This window comes from Rhizobium johnstonii 3841 (assembly GCF_000009265.1).
GTDB lineage: Bacteria > Pseudomonadota > Alphaproteobacteria > Rhizobiales > Rhizobiaceae > Rhizobium > Rhizobium acaciae.
Genome location: NC_008380.1, coordinates 3,090,979 through 3,108,965, shown reverse-complemented (window position 1 = coordinate 3,108,965; position 17,987 = coordinate 3,090,979). Strand labels below are relative to the sequence as shown.

The 17,987-nt window shown below is 62.6% G+C and carries 16 protein-coding genes and 1 other annotated feature; of the genes, 11 read left to right on the top strand and 5 right to left on the bottom strand.

The features are described 5' to 3' along the window. Window positions 1–51: 51 nt before the first annotated feature. Window positions 52–107: a sequence feature (sul1 is cis-regulatory element that is thought to sense ions involved in sulfur or methionine metabolism; They are found in Alphaproteobacteria), on the top strand. Between the two features lie 69 nt (window positions 108–176). Next, window positions 177–1,643: a SulP family inorganic anion transporter gene (locus tag RL_RS15225; RefSeq protein ID WP_011652464.1), complete on the top strand. Its 1,467-nt coding sequence runs from the start codon at window positions 177–179 to the stop codon at window positions 1,641–1,643. Window positions 1,644–1,655: 12 nt separating this feature from the next. Here RL_RS15225 and RL_RS15220 read toward each other — a convergent pair whose 3' ends face one another. After that, window positions 1,656–2,576, bottom strand: coding sequence for a LysR family transcriptional regulator (locus RL_RS15220; RefSeq protein WP_041936367.1), 921 nt, complete (start codon window positions 2,574–2,576; stop codon window positions 1,656–1,658). Between the two features lie 99 nt (window positions 2,577–2,675). Between RL_RS15220 and RL_RS15215 the strand changes: the two genes are divergently transcribed. Continuing rightward, the gene (locus RL_RS15215; RefSeq protein ID WP_011652462.1) at window positions 2,676–3,557 is read left to right on the top strand and encodes an NmrA/HSCARG family protein; all 882 of its coding nucleotides are present in this window, start codon (window positions 2,676–2,678) and stop codon (window positions 3,555–3,557) included. 92 nt (window positions 3,558–3,649) lie between these two features. On the opposite strand, the gene RL_RS15210 is transcribed toward RL_RS15215, so the two are convergent. Further along, window positions 3,650–4,387, bottom strand: coding sequence for an SDR family oxidoreductase (locus RL_RS15210; RefSeq protein ID WP_011652461.1), 738 nt, complete (start codon window positions 4,385–4,387; stop codon window positions 3,650–3,652). 93 nt (window positions 4,388–4,480) lie between these two features. Here RL_RS15210 and RL_RS15205 point away from each other — a divergent pair, with 93 nt between their 5' ends. From RL_RS15205 to RL_RS15195, 3 genes are all read left to right on the top strand, one after another. Beyond that, complete coding sequence (locus RL_RS15205; protein ID WP_011652460.1) at window positions 4,481–5,392, top strand: AraC family transcriptional regulator; 912 nt, start codon at window positions 4,481–4,483, stop codon at window positions 5,390–5,392. 81 nt (window positions 5,393–5,473) lie between these two features. Then, complete coding sequence (locus tag RL_RS15200; protein WP_011652459.1) at window positions 5,474–6,283, top strand: class I SAM-dependent methyltransferase; 810 nt, start codon at window positions 5,474–5,476, stop codon at window positions 6,281–6,283. 417 nt (window positions 6,284–6,700) lie between these two features. Next, window positions 6,701–7,951, top strand: a complete 1,251-nt coding sequence (locus RL_RS15195; RefSeq protein ID WP_011652458.1) for an MFS transporter — start codon at window positions 6,701–6,703, stop codon at window positions 7,949–7,951. A gap of 79 nt (window positions 7,952–8,030) precedes the next feature. Here RL_RS15195 and RL_RS15190 read toward each other — a convergent pair whose 3' ends face one another. After that, window positions 8,031–8,864, bottom strand: coding sequence for an RDD family protein (locus RL_RS15190; RefSeq protein ID WP_041936366.1), 834 nt, complete (start codon window positions 8,862–8,864; stop codon window positions 8,031–8,033). Between the two features lie 293 nt (window positions 8,865–9,157). Between RL_RS15190 and RL_RS15185 the strand changes: the two genes are divergently transcribed. From RL_RS15185 to RL_RS15175, 3 genes are all read left to right on the top strand, one after another. Further along, window positions 9,158–9,505, top strand: a complete 348-nt coding sequence (locus RL_RS15185; protein WP_011652456.1) for a DMT family protein — start codon at window positions 9,158–9,160, stop codon at window positions 9,503–9,505. Between the two features lie 211 nt (window positions 9,506–9,716). Further along, window positions 9,717–11,228, top strand: a complete 1,512-nt coding sequence (locus RL_RS15180) for a DUF1800 domain-containing protein (RefSeq protein WP_011652455.1) — start codon at window positions 9,717–9,719, stop codon at window positions 11,226–11,228. Window positions 11,229–11,343: 115 nt separating this feature from the next. Beyond that, window positions 11,344–12,528, top strand: a complete 1,185-nt coding sequence (locus RL_RS15175) for a DUF1501 domain-containing protein (protein ID WP_011652454.1) — start codon at window positions 11,344–11,346, stop codon at window positions 12,526–12,528. Between the two features lie 394 nt (window positions 12,529–12,922). Here the strand turns inward: RL_RS15175 and RL_RS15170 are convergent, their stop codons facing one another. Beyond that, window positions 12,923–13,510 (bottom strand): hypothetical protein, encoded by a 588-nt coding sequence (locus RL_RS15170; RefSeq protein ID WP_011652453.1) that lies wholly within the window; start codon window positions 13,508–13,510, stop codon window positions 12,923–12,925. A 19-nt stretch (window positions 13,511–13,529) separates the two neighbouring features. Continuing rightward, window positions 13,530–13,916, bottom strand: a complete 387-nt coding sequence (locus RL_RS15165; RefSeq protein ID WP_003540707.1) for an acyl-CoA thioesterase — start codon at window positions 13,914–13,916, stop codon at window positions 13,530–13,532. A 289-nt stretch (window positions 13,917–14,205) separates the two neighbouring features. On the opposite strand from RL_RS15165, the gene RL_RS15160 reads away from it, so the two are divergent. The 3 genes from RL_RS15160 to RL_RS15150 all read left to right on the top strand — a co-directional run bounded on the left by RL_RS15160 (window position 14,206) and on the right by RL_RS15150 (window position 17,974). Then, window positions 14,206–16,023 carry a methyl-accepting chemotaxis protein gene (locus tag RL_RS15160; RefSeq protein ID WP_011652452.1) on the top strand — a complete coding sequence of 606 codons (1,818 nt, stop codon included), beginning with the start codon at window positions 14,206–14,208 and terminating at the stop codon, window positions 16,021–16,023. Between the two features lie 151 nt (window positions 16,024–16,174). Next, entirely contained in the window at window positions 16,175–17,488 is a 1,314-nt protein-coding gene (locus tag RL_RS15155; RefSeq protein WP_028741085.1) for an extensin-like domain-containing protein, read from the top strand. A 138-nt stretch (window positions 17,489–17,626) separates the two neighbouring features. Continuing rightward, complete coding sequence (locus RL_RS15150) at window positions 17,627–17,974, top strand: hypothetical protein (protein ID WP_012757920.1); 348 nt, start codon at window positions 17,627–17,629, stop codon at window positions 17,972–17,974. The last annotated feature ends 13 nt before the right edge of the window (window positions 17,975–17,987 follow it).

Here is a 17,987-nt window from a genome sequence, read left to right as displayed (position 1 = left end):
ACTTGAATGTTGCGCTGCAGTAAAGATCTCGTCTATACCGCAGGCATTCACCACGGACCCGGTGAGATCCCGGGTGGCTCTTCTGGCCGCCGATCCGCCAGACAACGCAAAACCTGCACGCCATTACGCGACCGCTCGGCAGAGCGGGTCCGGCCGTGCTTTGCGAGAATCCATCTATGCTGCTTTCCTCCATCCGTCGTGATTGGTCCGCCAATCCCATGCGCGAAATGCTTGCCGGAGCGGTGGCGACCTTCGCTCTGATCCCCGAGGTGATCGCCTTTTCCTTCGTGGCAGGGGTCGATCCCGAGGTTGGCCTGTTTGCCTCTTTCGTGATCGGCATCGTCATTGCGTTTACCGGCGGACGCCCGGCGATGATTTCGGCCGCCGCCGGATCGGTGGCGTTGGTCGCGGCACCGCTGGTGCATGCCCACGGTTTGCCCTATCTCTTTGCGGCCGGGCTGCTGGCGGGGATGATGCAGATCGTGTTCGGCCTGCTGCGGCTTGGCGTGCTGATGCGCTTCGTGTCGAAATCCGTCCGCACCGGCTTCGTCAATGCGCTTGCCATCCTGATCTTTGCCGCGCAGATGCCACACATCATCGGCGTCGGCTGGATGGAATACGCCCTGCTGATCGCCGGACTCGTCATCATCTATCTGACGCCGCGGGTCACCACCGCGATCCCGTCGCCGCTGATCTGCATCCTGATCCTGACCGTCACCTCGATAGCGCTCGGGCTTCCGGTTCTCACTGTCGCCGATCTCGGCAAGCTGCCGGATTCGCTACCGGTGTTCGGCTGGCCGGCAGTGCCGCTGACGCTGGAAACGCTTCGGATCATTGCAGCACCCGCGCTTGCCATTGCCATGGTCGGACTGCTGGAATCGATGATGACGGCGAGCGTCGTCGACGATCTCACGGATACGCCGAGTTCGAAGAACCGCGAATGCACCGGTCTCGGCCTCGCCAACGCCGCCGCCAGTCTGTTCGGTGGCATCGCCGGCTGCGGCATGATCGGCCAGACGGTGAGCAACGTGAAATATGGCGGGCGCGGCCGGCTCTCGACGCTGTTTGCCGGCGCGTTCCTGTTGATCCTGATGGTGCTCCTGAAGCCTTGGGTCTCCGAGGTTCCCGTCGCCGCGCTGGTGGCGATCATGGTCATGGTATCGATCGACACGTTCGACTGGTCGTCGCTGAGAGCGGTTATCGTCCATCCCCGGATGTCGAGCGCGGTCATGGTGGCAACCGTCCTCGTCACCGTCTTCACCGCCAATCTGGCGCTCGGGGTGACGGTCGGCGTTCTCCTCAGCGGCGTGTTCTTCACCTTCAAGGTCGCCAGCCTGCTGCGCGTCGACGTGGCGCCCGACCAAGCCGCCGGGCGGCTGATCTATCGCGTATCCGGCCAGGTGTTCTTTGCTTCCGCCGACGTCTTCGTCGAAGCCTTCGACGTTCAGGATGCAGTCGGCAAGGCCGTATTGATCGATGTGTCGGAGGCGCATTTCTGGGACATCACCGCCGTTGCCGCGCTCGACAAGGTCGTGCAGCGCTTCAGGGCACACGGCATCGCCGTGGAGGTCGCGGGCCTCAACCAGGCGAGCGCAACCTTGATCGGAAGCCTCGACAGCAAGGTGGTGCTGAAAGAGGTGTGAGGGGCGCGAAAGCTACCGCGAGACGATCACGTAATCGTCGCTGTCGCCGGTTATCGCGTTCAGCCATCTGACGGCCAGCTCGATGAATGCCTTGACCAAAGGCGGCAGGTGCCGGCTGCTGGGATAGACGACATGCAGGCCACCGGCCGGCGTCGTGTAGCCGTCGAGAACCCGGCGCAGCCGCCCGTCCTTGATGCAGGCATCGGCGATGCCGTGCGGCAATTGCGCAATGCCGTGACCGGCGATCGCCGCGGCCATCACCGCCTGCATTTCATTGGCGGCAAAGCGTCCCGAAACCGCAATCGTTTCCTGACCCTGCGGACCTTCCAGCAGCCATTGCGCATGGGCGGATTGGCCGGCGATGACGCAGTCGTGGTGGGCGAGATCTTCAGGTACATCGGGTGATCCGCAGCGGACGAGATAATCCGGGCTCGCACAGAGAAGCCGATGCGTCGAGCCGAGCTTGCGGGCGATCAAGGTGGAATCCTCGAGGATGCCTGTGCGGAAGGCGAGGTCTATGCCGTTTTCGACGAGGTTCAGCCTGTCGTCGGTCAGGCGCAGCTCGACCCTCGTCTTCGGGTAGGTCGAAAGAAATTCGAAGATCGCATCCTGGAGGAAGTGACCGCCGAAGCCGACCGGTGCCGATATGCGGATCGTGCCGGCAGGCTCCGCACGCGTTTCCGCGAGCCGCAGGTTGGCGTCTTCGATGGTGCGCAGCGCCTGGCTGCTTTCCTCATAGTAGAGGCGCCCTGATGCCGTCAGGCTGAGGCTGCGGGTCGTGCGCTGCAGCAGCCGCACGCCGAGTTCGCGCTCAAGCGCGGCGATACGGCGGCTGACCGTCGTCTTCGGCATTCCGAGCAGGCGCGCAGCGGCGGTGAAGCTGCCGGCTTCGGTGACTCGGGCGAAAATCATGATGTCGTTGAGATCGATCATTGTAGCTCAGTGTGGCACGATGTTTCTCAACTATAGGCCATTATGGTTCAATGCGACAGGCACTAACTTTGCTCCATCAGTCCAACAAGGAGCAGACAGATGAGCAATACACGAAGCGTTCTGGTCACGGGCGCCACCGGCCAGCAAGGCGGCGCGGTTGTCCGCGCCCTGATCGCGCGGGGACATCGCGTCAAGGCGATATCACGCAAGCCGGATAGCGACGGCGCAAAGCGGCTGGCCGCGGCAGGGGTGGAGGTCGTTGCCGGCGATCTTAACGTCGGCGCATCCGTGATAGAGGCCGCGCGCGGCGTCGACACGATGTTCCTGATGGGCAGCAGCTACGAGGCCGGGACGGAAGCGGAGACGCATCAGGGTATCACCGTTGCCGATGCGGCGAAGGCCGCCGGCATCGGCCACCTGATCTATTCCTCCGTGGCCGACGCCGACAACAAGACCGGCATTCCGCATTTCGACAGCAAGTATCTGGTCGAGAAGCACGTGGCTGGCCTCGGCATTCCCTACACGATCAGCGCACCCGTCGCCTTCATGGAGAACACCGTGGCGCCCTGGGCGATCGACGGCCTGCGCCAGGGGGTCTATGCCGCCGCCCTGCCGCCCGCCCGCGTGCTGCAGCAGATCACCATCGACGACATCGGGGCTTTTGTCGCGGCACTGGCCGAGCGGCGAGAGCAGGTGTTCGGCAAGCGTTTCGACATTGCGGGCGACGAATTGTCGGGCGAGCAGCAGGCGAAGATCCTCACCGAGGCGCTCGGCCGCCCTATCACTTACCGGGAATTGCCGATCACGGCGATACGGCAGCAGAGCGAGGATACGGCGCTGATGTTCGAATGGTTCGATCGTACCGGCTACGACGCCGATATCGCCGCCCTGGGCCGCGACTTCCCCGACGTCGGCTGGCACAGCTACGCCGACTGGGCGCGCGGTTTTGACTGGAGTGTGCTCGATAAGGCGGCTGGGTGAGTACGCTGTGACACCGGTGATCTGACCGGTGTCACCGACAGGTGATGCCTTGATGGCCTTAGCCACACTCTCCGGCCGCTGCCAACGATACCTCACGCCTGCGCGGTCGGCCGCACCACGACGTCGCTGATATCCACATCGGCGGGTTGCTCGATGGCAAAGGCGATGGCGCGGGCAATGGCATCGGGTGAAATTGCCATCTCGCGCATGCGTTTTGCCATCTCGGCTTTGATCCCTTGGTTTGTCATGGAGTCGGCGAAATCAGTCCTGATCATTCCCGGGGAAATGTTGGTGACGCGCAGATGCGGGCCGGCCTCCAGCCGCAAGCCTTCGGCGATGGTGCGCATGGCGTTTTTCGTGCCGGCATAGACAGCCATGGTCGGCTTGATGATGAGGCCGGCGGTCGAGAGCGTATTGACGAAGTGGCCAAAACCCTGTTGGCGGAACACCGGCAAGGCCGCGGCAATGCCATAGAGCGGACCCTTGATGTTGACGTCGATCATCTCCTCCCAATCCTCGACTCGCAACTCATCGAGAGGCGAGATCGGACCGATTCCGGCATTGTTGATCATCACGTCGATCCTGCCATAGGTGTCGCGGGCAAGGGCGACGAGGGCTGTGAGATCCTCGCGCTTCTTGACGTCCATGGCGAGGCAGACGGCCTCGCCGCCCTTGTCGGTGATGCGTTGCGCCAGCGCTTGCAGCCGATCGGCGCGGCGGGCGCCGAGCACGACCTTCGCGCCGCGCTCCGCCAGGATCAGTGCCGTGGCTTCGCCGATGCCGCTGCTTGCGCCCGTGATGGCAATAACCTTGTCCTTGATATCTGACATGTTCGTTCTCCGTCGTGCCGCCAAGGATTGCAGGTGCCGCCTGGAGAATCTATGCTGTAGGCTCCATGATTTCGTCGAGATCGTCCAAACCTCATGATCGATCCTTTCTCCGATGTGTTTTCGCTGCTCGATATCGAGAGCGCACGCTGCACGCGTTTCGAGGTCGGCGGGCAATGGGCTTTTCGCTTTCCGGCCAAGCCCGCGCTCAAGTTCGTCGCCGTCCTCCGTGGCGCCTGCTCGATCGTTCTGCCTGACGAGCCGCCGTTTGCGCTTGTTGCGGGCGACACCTTCCTGCTGGCCAATGCGCCCGCCTATGTGATCGCCAACGATCTCGACCGCGAGCCGGAGGACGGGATCGCCTTCTTCGACTGGGAGCAATCCAACATCGCCCGGCACGGCGGTGACGAGACCGCGCTGATCGGCGGCAGCTTTGTCATCGGAGGCGGCAACGCCCGGCTGCTGCTCGACGCGCTGCCGCCGTTCATTCATATCCCCGCCAGCGACCGCGCCGCCGCGCTCCTCAGCACTACGCTTGCAACCCTCGACGGCGAACTCGAGGCCGGGCAGATAGGCTCGACGCTGATGACGCGGCGGATGGGCGATATCCTGCTCGTGCAGGCGCTGCGGGCCTATGTCGGCCGGAAGGGTGCTGCCGAAACGGGATGGATCGGCGCGCTTACAAATCCGCAGATCGGCGTGGCGATCAGCCTGATCCACAACAGGCCTGGCCATCGCTGGACGGTCAACGAACTGGCGACCCGGATCGGCATGTCGCGTTCCGCCTTTGCGCAACGCTTCAAGGAACTGGTCGGCACAGCACCGCTCGACTATGTCACGCGCTGGCGCATGTATCGCGCCCGCGAAGCCCTGCGCCGGGAGGACGTCTCGGTCGCCGGCCTTGCCGCCGCACTCGGATACTCCTCCGAAAGCGCCTTCGGAAACGCGTTCAAGCGTGTCTTCGGGCGCGCTCCGAAGCGCTACTGGTCGGACGCGAAGGTCGAATGAGAACGGCTGTTCCGCTTGCGACGGCTGCCGCTTAACCCTATTGTTCGACGGCAGACCAGCGTCCTTGAGGGGGAGACTTCAATGCCGTCGAGTTTCAATGTTGAAAGTGCGGATGGTTACGAACGGCTGATGGGGCGCTGGAGCAGGAAGCTCGCGCCGATGCTGATCGATTTCGCCGGTCTCGCGGATGGGGATCGCGTGCTCGATGTCGGCTGCGGCACCGGCAGTCTGGCGTTCACGCTGGCGGAAACGTCGGGCCTGCAGGAGATCGCCGCCGTCGACTATTCGCCGGTCTTCGTCGAGGCTGCAACGCGGCGCAATACCGATCCGCGCGTATCGATCCGGCAGGCCGATGCCTGCGCGCTTCCCTTCGAGGATGACCGCTTCGACCGGGCGATGTCGCTGCTCGTGCTGCATTTCGTGCCGGAGGCGGGAAAGGCGGTATCCGAGATGCGCCGTGTGGTGCGCCCGGGCGGCGTGGTCGCCGCCGCCGTTTGGGACCATTATGGCGGCATGTCCGGCATGCGGATGATGTGGGATACGGTGGCGATGCTTGATGAGGGCGCGCTGCCCCTGCGCCGCAAATATTGTTTCCAGCCGATGATGCGGCCAGGGGAAATGAAGGAGAGCTTCATCGCGCAGGGCCTTGCCGATGTCGAGGAAACCTCGCTGTTGATCCGGATGGAATACGTCTCCTTCGCGGACTACTGGGAGCCGATCGCCGCCGGCGAGGGACCGCTCGGCAAATACGTCGCGGGGCTGGATCCGGCGAAACGAAAAGCGGTCGATGCGGCGATGAGGGCGGCATACGAGGCCGGCGAGCCGGATGGGCCGCGGTCGTTTGCGGCAGTTGCTTGGGCGTGCCGGGGTAGGGTGCCGGGCCAGAGCTAGGCATAGCGTTTTCGCATGGCGGCAACATCCAAGAGAGCCTCATCCTGAGGCGCCCCGTAGGGGCCTCGAAGGACGAGGCGGGTGCTTCGACGTCAAATGGACGCAAGGAGCAGCGTTGCAGCGTGTCCTTCGAGGCTTCGCCCTGCGGGCTCCGCGCCTCAGGATAAGGGATGTTGGAGGGTGCCGCGCCCAAGGGCAGGGCGCTGGACGGTCGTATGCCTGCGACAAGGAGCCGCGTGGGACGCCGCCCGATCACGGCAATCGTGATGGAACACGGGCAGCATTGCTGACGTTGTTGCCCGCTGTCTCCGACTGCAAACGTCGCCGCAACAGTATCACCCGCCCGGTTCGGGCACCCCTTCCGACGGCATCCGGAATTGCCCGCCTCGCCGCCGCTTTCGGACGGAGGAATATCAGATGTCCGCTTTGGAAAGCCTGCGCCGGCTGACGCCGCAGCAGCGCAACACCGTCATCGCCAGCTATCTCGGCTGGACGCTCGACGCCTTCGATTTCTTCATTCTCGTCTTCGTTCTCAAATATATCGCCGAAGAATTCCACACCGACGTTCCTGCCGTCTCGGTGGCGATCTTCCTGACGCTCGCCATGCGGGCGCTCGGCGCGCTGGTCTTTGGGCTGGCGGCCGATCGCTACGGGCGGCGCATCACGCTGATGGCCGACGTGCTGCTCTATTCGATATTCGAATTTTTGACCGGCTTTTCCACCGGGCTCACCATGTTCCTCGTCTTCCGCGCGCTCTACGGCATCGCCATGGGCGGCGAATGGGGCGTCGGCGCCTCGCTGGTCATGGAGACGGTGCCGGAGGAGAGCCGCGGCATCGTCTCGGGCATCCTGCAGGCGGGTTATCCCTCGGGCTATCTGATCGCCTCCATCGTGTTCTTCCTGCTGTTCCCCGTCATCGGCTGGCGCGGCATGTTTTTCGTCGGCGCGCTGCCGGCGCTGCTGGTCCTCTACATCAGGCGCAATGTCGAGGAGAGCCCGGCCTTCCTGAAGCGACAAGCTACGGGGCGCCGGCCTTTCCTGACGGTGCTGCGCGAGAATATTCCGCTGTTCATCTGGGCGGTGCTTTTGATGACGGCGTTCAACTTCTTCAGCCACGGCACGCAGGATATCTACCCGACCTTCCTTGAGACGCAGCGCAACTATTCGAGCTACACGGTCGGCGCCATCGCTATCGTCTACAACATCGGGGCGATCTGCGGCGGGCTGTTCTTCGGGGCGCTGTCGCAGCGGATCGGCCGCAGACGGGCAATCGTCATCGCCGCGCTCATCGCCGTGCCCGTGGCGCCGCTCTGGGCCTATGCGCCCGGGCCAGTGCTGCTCGCTATCGGCGCCTTCCTGATGCAGTTCTTCGTCCAGGGCGCCTGGGGCATCGTGCCGGTGCATCTGAACGAGCTCTCGCCGGATGAGGTGCGCGGCACCTTCCCCGGCTTTGCCTACCAGCTCGGCAACCTGCTGGCGTCAGGCAATGCGACGCTGCAGGCGGGCTTGGCTGCCCGCTGGGATGGCGACTATGCCTATGCGCTGCTGATCGTCGCGGCCGTGGTGGCGCTCGTCGTCGCGGCCCTTGCCGGCTTCGGCTACGAGAAGAAGGATGTCCGCTTCGGCACGGAGGAGGCCGAGGAACCGCATGGCGCGATGCGAATCTAGCGCTGCCTGCGGTTATGAAGGCCGGCGGCATTTGTCGCCGGCCTTTCCTTGTGCTCTGTCGCCCAGGCTACAGAGCCTTTCAACTCTTCACCACTTTGCAGGCGCAGATGCGATCGTAAAAGGTCTGTCCGCGCCAGAAGATGAGGGGCAAGAACCACCAAATCAGGGCAGCGATACCTAGGACGATGTCGAACAATGCGGCACCACTGTCCAAAAGTGTGTATCCGTCGCGGGACATACGGAGCAACGCGTCGAAGTCTTCGGTGGGAAAGACCGGAAACAACGAAAACGCGAAATCGGCAGCGATGAAAAGCAGATACGGGCTGAATTTCAGGATCTCTCGTCTAAACTCGTTGCCAAGGCCGGGGTTTTTACCATCGACGGATTGGACTCTCAGGCCCAGCAGCTTTTTTCCGATCGTGCGGCGGCCATTTGCGGAAAAATACGCAAAAGCCAACGCAAGAAGTGCAATGTTGACGATGCCGGAGATCACGATGGGGTATACGGACACGGTTCCGATCGCTGGATTGCCGTCCGCGTCGACAGGGATGGTCAGCCACCGGGCCGATGTCCAGTTGTCTGTTTGATGGGAGACGCCCGTCTGCAGGTATCTTTGCTTTTCCGAACCGATTTGGCTGACTTCGCAGATCTGGTTAATGCGAACTTCCCCCGGTTTCAACGGCCATCCGGCGTCAATTCGCTTTGCAAGTTGATCCGACACCTCCACGCCGCACTGTGTGTAACTCCAGCCGGCAAAACGGAAGTCCAGAGGAATAACTGTTGAAATGCAGTAAACGGCTATGAGAATGACAGCCTGAAAGATGATGATGTCGACGATACAGGCCACGGCGCGTCGCCAGAAGTGGCGGGAAGGCAAAGTAGCGTATTGCGGTATCTGCGGTGTCGTGTCCATGTGGCCCCCTATGTATCCGCGCAACCTAGTCCGGCAGGTTGATTCGTTTCAACATTAAGTAGAAAAATGCGCGGCATTTGTCACAGAAGCATCGCGCTCCCGCGAGTCCGGTTCCGATGCAATCTCTGCGCTGGGAAGGCGAACCGCCGCGCGACCTGCCTGGTATCCGCATCGTCTCAGTGGCGTAAGGTCGCAACCGTTCCCGGGGCTTGCCGTCGAATAGCGGCGTGCTAGGTAAGGCGCGCCGGCATCTCGCCGGATCCATCGTTCCCTCCAAAGCCCCCGAGTTACCCATGCCATTTTCTCCCGCCGCCCTCTGGCCCGTCGTCATGCTGTTTGCCTCCAACATCTTCATGACCTTTGCCTGGTACGGGCATCTCAAGCACAAGAGCAGCGCCATCTTCCTCGCCATCATCGTCAGCTGGGGCATTGCCTTTTTCGAATACTGCCTAGCGGTACCGGCCAACCGGATCGGCTCGGCGGTCTATACGACGGCACAGCTGAAGACGATGCAGGAGGTGATCACGCTGATCGTCTTTGCCGGCTTCTCGATTTTCTGGCTGGGCGAGAACCTGACCTGGAACCATGCGATCGGCTTTGCCCTGATTGCAATCGGGGCATCCTTCATCTTTCGTGCATAAACTTTAGCCTTTTCAATAGATTACAAATCGTCCATGTCTAGATATCGCCACATTTCCTACAGATTGGCGTCGCAATCGGCTGGCAGCCTGTCACCTCAAGCATTTCCGGGTCACGGAAATGCTCTGACGTTTGTTTCACGCAATTCCGGACGCAAAACCGCGACGCACTTTTGCTGGAATTGCTTTAGCGGTGATGACGAGGTGAACGGCCATGAGCCTGTCTTTCCCGACGATGGCGGCGATCCGGTTCGGCTATGGTTTCCGGCCGGGCGAGGCGCCGCCCAGCAGCAAGGACGATCTCATCGGCCAGCTGCGCATGGGGGCGGCGGCGACGCCGGACTTTCCGCTCGGTGGCCCCGACATGCGCCACCAGGCGATTCTCAGCCTGCAGGAGCAGCTGCAGCAGATCCGGCAAGACGCCAAGACGGTGACCGACGATACGACACAGCGCGAGATGCGCAAAGGGGTCCAGCGCCAGGCGCAGCAGCAGTTTCAACATGATGTGAACCTGCGGTTGATGCAGGCGGTGCTGTCGCCGTACGGCTTCTACGAGCGGCTTTCGACCTTCTGGACCGATCACTTTTCCACCAGCGCCAACAAGAGCCTGCCGATGCGCCTCATCGTGCCGCTTTACGAGGCCGAGGCGATCCGGCCGTTCATATCAGGCAGGTTCGGCGATCTTTTGCGCAATGCCACCGCCCATCCGGCCATGCTGATCTATCTCGACCAGGCGGATTCGCTTGGGCCGGATTCGGCCGGCGGCATGAAGCGCAACAAAGGGCTGAACGAAAATCTCGGTCGCGAACTGCTGGAGCTGCACACGCTCGGCGCCGGCAGCGGCTATAGCCAGGCGGATGTCACGGCGGCGGCCATGGTGCTGACGGGGCTCACCATCGACCGCAAGGAGATGGACATCGCGTTCCGGCCGAATATTTCGGAGCCCGGCGCACATGAGGTGCTCGGCGTCAGCTATGGCGGGCGCAGGCGTTCGCGCGACGATTATCTCGACATGCTCGACGATCTCGCCGTCCACCCGAAGACAGCGGCGCATATCAGCCGCAAGCTCGCGGTGCATTTCATCGCCGACCAGCCTGACGAGGGCGTGGTGTCCGATATGGCCGAAGCCTGGAAGAAGACGGATGGCGACCTGACCGCCGTCTACACCGCCATGCTCGATCATCCCGCCGCCTGGCGCGACGAGGGCGCCAAGGCGCGCCAGCCTTTCGACTATATCGTCGCCGGCCTGAGGGCGCTGAATGCGGGACCGGTCAACGGCGTTGTCGGCAGCTTCCTGGCGGCGAACCAGCAGGGCACGGACGAGGGCGACATGGCGGCGAACACGCCCGGCATGGCAGGATCGCCGGTGCCGACGGATCCCGCCGGCGAGGCGAGGGAGAAGCGCCTCAAAGCCTTCCGGACGGCGCGGGCGCTGGGGCAGGGCGCACTCAGGCGCATGGGCCAGCCGACCTGGCTGCCGCCGAGCCCGGCCGGTTTCGAGGAAGGCTTCTCCGCCTGGATCACCGGCAGCCAGCTCGCCGAGCGGCTGGCCTGGGCAAGGCGGGCCGCAGCGCAGTTCGGCCGGGACGAGGATCCGCGCGAATTCCTGAAGTCGACGCTTGCCGATGCCGCCCGCGACGAGACGATCCGCGTGGTGTCGCAGGCGCCGAACAAGATCAGCGGGCTGACGCTGGTATTGGCATCGCCCGAATTCAATCGCCGCTAAGCAGACTTTCGTTGGCAAGCCAACGCTTCGTCTGCTTAGCTCCTTTGTTTTGTCGCAGGTTCTGGCCGGAAAACCGTTGGACACTTTTCCGGAACCTGCTTAGGAGGCCCCGCCCATGACGCTGCCCATGAACCGGATTTCGCTGTCGCGCCGCGGCTTTCTGACCTCTGCCTGCTGTCTTGCCGCTGCCCCTGTCTTCACGCCGGTCACCTTTGCGGCGATGCCGGGTGACAACCGTTTTGTCACCATCGTGCTGCGCGGCGCGATGGACGGGCTGGATCTGGTGCAGCCCTATGGCGATGCCGGCTTTGCGGCGCTCAGGCCGACACTGGCGCTGACGCCCGATACCGGGCTTCTCGATCTCGACGGGCATTTCGGCCTCAATCCGGCGGCGGCCGAGCTGATGCCGCTTTGGAAGAGCCGGGAACTCGCCTTCGTGCATGCGGTGTCGACGCCCTATCGCGACCAGCGCAGCCATTTCGACGGGCAGGACATGCTGGAATCCGGCGGCGAACATGTCGCCGAGGAAAAGACCGGATGGCTGAACCGGGCGCTCGCCGTCATTCCGCGCTCGGATGCGCGCAAGGCGATCGACATCAATACCTCGACGGAGCTGATCCTCTCCGGACCGAACAATGTCGATGTCTGGGCGTCGGATTCCAATCTGGCGCCGGCGCGCGACGAGATGCAGTTCCTGGCGCGGCTCTATGCCGGCGATCCGCCATTCGCCGAGGCGCTTGCCGAGGCGACGCGGGCCAATAGCGCCTCGATGATGGTCGAGCCGGAGGGCCAGCGCGGCGCAAAGATCGCCGATGTGGCGGCGCTCGCGGCCAACATGCTGAAGGGCGATTACCGCATCGCCAGCTTCTCGATATCAGGCTGGGACACGCATATCGGCCAGGCCGGCCAGTTCAAACGACCGGTGCAGGACCTTTCGCAGGCGATCAACACGTTGAAGGCGACACTCGGGCCCGAGATCTGGGCAAAGACGGTGGTGCTTGCCATGACCGAGTTCGGCCGCACCGTGCGCCAGAACGGCTCAGCCGGCACCGACCACGGCACCGGCGGCTGCGCGCTGCTATCAGGCGGCGCCGTCAATGGCGGCCGCATCCTCGGCCGTTGGCCGGGCATCGGCGACGGCCAGCTGCTCGACGACCGCGACCTGATGCCGACCGCCGACGTACGCGAGCTTGCGGCAGCGATGCTTTACCGGCAGTTCGATGTGTCTGCCGATGATTTGACGGGGAAGATCTTCCCCGGGCTGGGGTTCGACAAGGGATCGCAGTTTTTGCGGGGGTGAGGCCCGGTCCCGCTTCTCCTTCCTCATTCCTGCGCCTGTCACAGGAGTCCAGCCACGGCGCGTCTGCGCCGTGATTGACTTTCATCCAAGCAACGAAGTCTCCCGCGCCCACGGATGTGGGCGCACTGGATTCCTGTGACGAGCACAGGAATGAAGGAAAGGTGGGCGGGTGCTGTTGCCCGTAGCCCCGAACGAGTGCTCAAATTACTTCAAACAAGCCGGATATGAACTGAACTAAAATCATACCGGTCTAAACAGTCACCGGAGAACGGACTCCTTCCAGCGAGCATAGGAATAGTGAGTCTCCCGCTGCCCATCCCTTCGCTTGGCTCAGGGCGTTCGTTGCTCCAATCGATTCACTGGATCGATTGCTCGGGCTGCGCCCGACCGCAACTCACCCCAGTACATCATAGAGCCGGAAGATGAAGCTGATCTGGTAGATCAGGTTGGCGATGATGAAGGCGGTGTGGAAGCGGCGGTTGGGGGTCCAGGCGGCGATGGCGCAGAGGAGGATGTAGATGATGTTGCGGGCTGGGTATTCCCAGCCGAGCGAGAGGATGCGTTCATGGCCCTTGATTGCCGTGTCGAGAATATCGACGGCGTAGGTGAGGCCGAGGATGCCGAAGAACCATTTGCGCCGCGAGATGAAATATTCCTCGTAGCCGCCATATTCGTCGAGCGAGGCAGGAAAGAGCAGGGCGCAGAGCAGGAAGAACAGGCTGCAGAAGCAGATGAGGAAGAGATAGATGCCGAAGCCGATCGCCGGCACCGCCTGCAGGCGATATTCCCACCACCAGATATGGATGATGAACAGGAACATCGATAACGCCCAGCCGAGATGGATGGGATAGACCTTGGCTTTGGCGGGATGCTGGACGATGCCGGCAAGGCCGGTGAGCACTCTCGCGAGCGAAAGGCTGATGACCATGCCCATCACCACCTTGATGTGAAGGAAGACCTCCGGCGAGCTGACCGTTTCCATGCTTTCGATCCTTAGGCTGTCACTCCTCGGGGACTTGCTTCGGTTTGCCCTCTTCGTCGAGCGCCACCATGATGAAGGTGCCAGCTGTGACCTTTTCCATCTTGGCGTAACGTGCGCGGTGCGCCCAGGCTTCGACGCAGAGCGTGATCGAGGTGCGGCCGACGCGGTCGATATCGGTATAGACAGACAACGTGTCGCCGATCTTGACCGGCAGCTCGAAGGCCATCTCCTTGACGGCGGCGGTGACGACGCGGCCCTTGGCGCGCTCGGCTGCACGGATGCCGGAGGCAAGGTCCATCTGCGCCATGACCCAGCCGCCGAAGATATCGCCAGCCGGATTGGCATCGCCCGGCATGGCAAGCGTCCTCAGCGTTAATTCGCCTCTCGGCTTGGCGGCATCGGTCATCAAGTCTTCTCCATCTGGTGCGGCGTCGGGCCGGCGATTCACTCGGAAGTACCCTATTGCAAAGGCCGAGGGCTGTAAAAGGCGGCGGGGCCTACTGCTACGGACGATCGACGGGAAAAATGTTGCCGCCTTTGCCGATTGAAATTTCATTTGATTTCAAATGGTTGAATTTTGTAGGTTTCATCTGACCTTACGTTATTTAATCTTTTTCTAATTAAGCTTTACGCTCCAGTAATTCCGGCAATTCAGAATGCGATCGATCTCAAATATAAGAATCGCCGGGAACCTCATGCGCAACGTCAAGATTTCCACCCGACTTTACTGCCTCGTCGCATTCACGCTTGCCGTGCTCACGGCGACGATGGTCTTCTTTCTGAACTATTCTTACTCCGAGCTGGAAGACGAGCGGAAGGCAGGGCTGGCGCAGCTCGATGCGACAGCGCTCGGCATTTTCGAAAAATATTACAAGATGGAGCAGGCGGGCACGATGACCCGCGAACAGGCGCAGGCGGCCGCCAAGGACGTGATCGGCGCGATGCGCTACGGCGCCGACGGTTATTTCTGGATCAACGACATGCATCCCAAAATGGTGATGCACCCGATCAAGCCGGCGCTTGATGGTACCGATATCTCGCAGATGAAGGACCCGGCCGGCAAATTCCTGTTCGTCGAGTTCGTCAACAAGGTGAAGAAGGACGGCAAGGGTTTCGTCGACTATCTCTGGCCGAAGCCGGGTGCCGATGAGCCGGTGCTGAAATACTCCTATGTCGCCGGGTTCGAGCCCTGGGGCTGGATCGTCGGCACCGGCGTCTATGCCGACGACCTTGCCGCGCTTTATCGCCAGAATTTGCTCTGGGCCACGATTGCCTGCCTGGTCGGCGCTGCGGCGACGATCGCGATCGCCTTTGCCATCGTGCGCAGCGTGACGGCGCCGATTGCCCGGCTGAGGAAAGCGATGAATGCGATTGCTGCCGAAGAAGCGTCGGTAGAGATCGCCGGCAGCGAGTATCGCGACGAGGTCGGCCAGATGGCCAAGGTGCTGCTGGTGCTGCGCGATTCCGTCGACGAGCGCAGCACGCTGCGCGGGCGGGAAGACGAAAGACAGCAGCAGATCGAGGAAGAGCGCCGCGGCAACGAGGCAAGCCTCCGTTCGGCCTCCGAACGGCAGAACCGCGCGATGCAGGCGCTCGGCGTCGGCCTGGAAAAGCTGGCGAGCGGTGACCTGACGGTTGCGATCGGCGATATCGGCGAGGACTACGCCAAGCTGAGGGGCGATTTCAACGCCGCCGTCGACGCGCTGAACGGCGTCATCCATGCGATCGCCGAATCGAGCCGCGTCGTCAACGAAAGCGCGTCCGACATCAGCGAGGCGACCGGCAATTTGTCGAAGCGCACGGAACAGCAGGCTGCTGCGCTGGAAGAGACGGCGGCCGCTCTCGACGAGATCACCGCGACGGTCAAGACGGCATCCGAACGGGCGAACGAGGCGCGCGAAATGGTGGCCGAGACCAAGGCGAGTGCCGGAAAATCCGGCGAGATCGTTCGCAACGCGGTGACGGCGATGGGCCGGATCGAGGATTCGTCCAACCGCATCGGTCAGATCATCTCGGTCATCGACGAAATCGCCTTCCAGACGAACCTTCTGGCGCTGAATGCCGGCGTCGAGGCTGCGCGGGCGGGCGAGGCAGGCCGCGGCTTTGCCGTCGTCGCCCAGGAAGTGCGCGAACTCGCCCAGCGTTCTGCCAATGCGGCCAAGGAGATCAAGGAACTGATCAGCCGGTCGGCAACGGAGGTCGAGGGTGGGGTGGCGCTGGTGCGCTCGACGGGTGAGGCACTGCTGGAGATCGAGGCGCTGGTCAACCAGGTCAACGATCACGTCGCATCAATCGCGACGGCGGCGCGCGAGCAGTCGACCGGGCTGAACGAGATCAACGGCTCCGTCAATCACATGGACCAGATGACGCAGCAGAATGCCGCGATGGTCGAGGAGACGACGGCGGCAAGCCGCACGCTCGCCGACGAGAGCACCCAGTTGAAGACGCTGCTTTCGAATTTCCGCCTGCGCGGGGAGCCGCCGCCAGTGACCCGATACACACGGGCAGCGTGAGAAAACGTAGAGATGAAAGGCCGGGAAACCGGCCTTTTTCATTTCCGTCGCGTTCAGATTGTGCCGGTAAGTTTTCATTCACCGTTTTTAATTAAAATTGGAGTGAGTTTTTTCGGTCACTGCCCAGCCAGCCTGCGGAAGCGATAAGAGTATGGCGTTTGTTTCCTTTCCTCGGCGAACCCTTTTGCCCGTTATCCTCTCGGCGGCGCTGACGACCTGTTCGATCAGCGACGGACTGGTACCGCCGGCCAATGTCGACAACGGCACCAGGGTCAGCTCGATCTCGCCGTCGCGGGGGGCAGCGCGCATGGCGCCTGCCGTGCGCATGGCGCCGGTGGAGAGCCAGGCTTCCTATCCGGTTTCCAGCGCGCCCGTCGGCAATAGCCAGGGCTCCGTCGATTATCTCGACACGCCAAACCTTGCCGGCACCGGCCAGACGGCACGAGCCGTTCCGCCGCAAACCGCACCGGGACGTAAGCTGCCGATGATCGACAGCGACGAGGCCTTAGCGCAGCAGAACCAGAACTGGGGCGGCACGCAAGATCTTGCGATCCCGTCGGGCGGCGTCAACATGGATGACGATCTCGGGGCGGAGCCGGTCGTCGGGCTGGCGCAGGAACAACAGCAGCAGATCGCCGAGGGCAACGCCACCGAGCCGGTTGTCGACGGCATCGGCACCGATAATCCAACGCAGCTCAACCAGACCATGCGCCAGCCCGCACCGCAGCCAATGCCGCAGCCGGCGGCCGAGGCACAGATGAGCCGGGCGCCCGCCTGGAACGACGGCAGTCCTGTGGTGGCGCCGACCCGTGTTCCCGAAGAGGACGAGAGCGAAGAGGTCGCGATGCTGCGGCCGAACAATCCGATGATGAGCGAACCGGCAGCGCCCGTCGATCCCAGCGTCATGCCGTCCTCCGAGCTTGCCTGCCGGCGCGAGCTGAAACGCATGGGCGTGCTCTTCGACAACAAGCCGCCGATCTCGAACGGGCCGGCCTGCCAGGTGCCTTATCCGGTGTCGCTGAAGGGGCTTTCCGGCAATATCGGCGTCCGCCCCGCCGTGACGCTGAACTGCCAGGTGACGCTTGCCTTCGCCAAATGGGTGAAGAACGAACTGGCGCCGTCCGCCCGCTATCGTTACTGGTCCGGTATCAAGACGATCCAGCCGCTCGGCGGCTATTCCTGCCGTCGCATGAACAACAGCCGGCAGAGATACAATCCGATGTCGGAACACGCCCGCGGCAACGCCATCGACGTCGGCAAGTTCGTGCTGAAGAACGGACACGAGATCGACGTGCGCAAGAAGGGCCTGTTCTCGCTGCGCGAAGGGCGGCTTTTGAAGGCGGTGCGCAGCGACAGCTGCCGCTATTTCAACACCGTGCTCGGGCCGGGCAGCAACCCGGAGCACTGGAACCACTTCCACTTCGATCTTCGCTCCCGCAAGAGCGGCAAGGCCTATTGCGACTGATGCATGTCCTGCTAAACCATGCGGCGGATGCTGATGTTGCGGCCGCAATTGGGCCTGGCTGGCAGAAAACGGTTCATCCTCGCCGCAGGGCACGCTATAGATCGGCCAGGCGGATTGCCGTTTCGAGAGTTTGATCCCATGAGCTATGATTTCCACGTCGGCCAGAAGGTCGTCTGCATCAACGATACCTTCAAGCATGTCAGCATCGACCAGCTCATCCGCAAAGGTGAGATCTATACGATCCGCTGGGTGGGCGAATATACCCATTATATCGACGGCACCTTTATCGGCGTGAAGCTCGCGGAGATTAACCGCGGCAATGATGACGGGCCGGAAGGTTACGGAGCGGCCGACATGCCCTATCGGGCCACGCGTTTCCGGCCACTGGTGAAGGACAAGATCTCGTCACTGCGCAAGCTGTTGGCCCCGACGCCCGATGCACCGGTGGAACCGAAGGAAAAAATCAGGAAAAAAGAGAAGGTCTGAGCGCCCCACGATA

What these genes read in the sequence shown, in the direction of transcription:
- RL_RS15225 (WP_011652464.1), top strand. Translation starts at nt 177, where the DNA reads ATGCTGCTTTCCTCCATCCGTCGTGATTGGTCCGCCAATCCCATGCGC.
- RL_RS15220 (WP_041936367.1), bottom strand. Translation starts at nt 2,576, where the DNA reads ATGATCGATCTCAACGACATCATGATTTTCGCCCGAGTCACCGAAGCC.
- RL_RS15215 (WP_011652462.1), top strand. Translation starts at nt 2,676, where the DNA reads ATGAGCAATACACGAAGCGTTCTGGTCACGGGCGCCACCGGCCAGCAA.
- RL_RS15210 (WP_011652461.1), bottom strand. Translation starts at nt 4,387, where the DNA reads ATGTCAGATATCAAGGACAAGGTTATTGCCATCACGGGCGCAAGCAGC.
- RL_RS15205 (WP_011652460.1), top strand. Translation starts at nt 4,481, where the DNA reads ATGATCGATCCTTTCTCCGATGTGTTTTCGCTGCTCGATATCGAGAGC.
- RL_RS15200 (WP_011652459.1), top strand. Translation starts at nt 5,474, where the DNA reads ATGCCGTCGAGTTTCAATGTTGAAAGTGCGGATGGTTACGAACGGCTG.
- RL_RS15195 (WP_011652458.1), top strand. Translation starts at nt 6,701, where the DNA reads ATGTCCGCTTTGGAAAGCCTGCGCCGGCTGACGCCGCAGCAGCGCAAC.
- RL_RS15190 (WP_041936366.1), bottom strand. Translation starts at nt 8,864, where the DNA reads ATGGACACGACACCGCAGATACCGCAATACGCTACTTTGCCTTCCCGC.
- RL_RS15185 (WP_011652456.1), top strand. Translation starts at nt 9,158, where the DNA reads ATGCCATTTTCTCCCGCCGCCCTCTGGCCCGTCGTCATGCTGTTTGCC.
- RL_RS15180 (WP_011652455.1), top strand. Translation starts at nt 9,717, where the DNA reads ATGAGCCTGTCTTTCCCGACGATGGCGGCGATCCGGTTCGGCTATGGT.
- RL_RS15175 (WP_011652454.1), top strand. Translation starts at nt 11,344, where the DNA reads ATGACGCTGCCCATGAACCGGATTTCGCTGTCGCGCCGCGGCTTTCTG.
- RL_RS15170 (WP_011652453.1), bottom strand. Translation starts at nt 13,510, where the DNA reads ATGGAAACGGTCAGCTCGCCGGAGGTCTTCCTTCACATCAAGGTGGTG.
- RL_RS15165 (WP_003540707.1), bottom strand. Translation starts at nt 13,916, where the DNA reads ATGACCGATGCCGCCAAGCCGAGAGGCGAATTAACGCTGAGGACGCTT.
- RL_RS15160 (WP_011652452.1), top strand. Translation starts at nt 14,206, where the DNA reads ATGCGCAACGTCAAGATTTCCACCCGACTTTACTGCCTCGTCGCATTC.
- RL_RS15155 (WP_028741085.1), top strand. Translation starts at nt 16,175, where the DNA reads ATGGCGTTTGTTTCCTTTCCTCGGCGAACCCTTTTGCCCGTTATCCTC.
- RL_RS15150 (WP_012757920.1), top strand. Translation starts at nt 17,627, where the DNA reads ATGAGCTATGATTTCCACGTCGGCCAGAAGGTCGTCTGCATCAACGAT.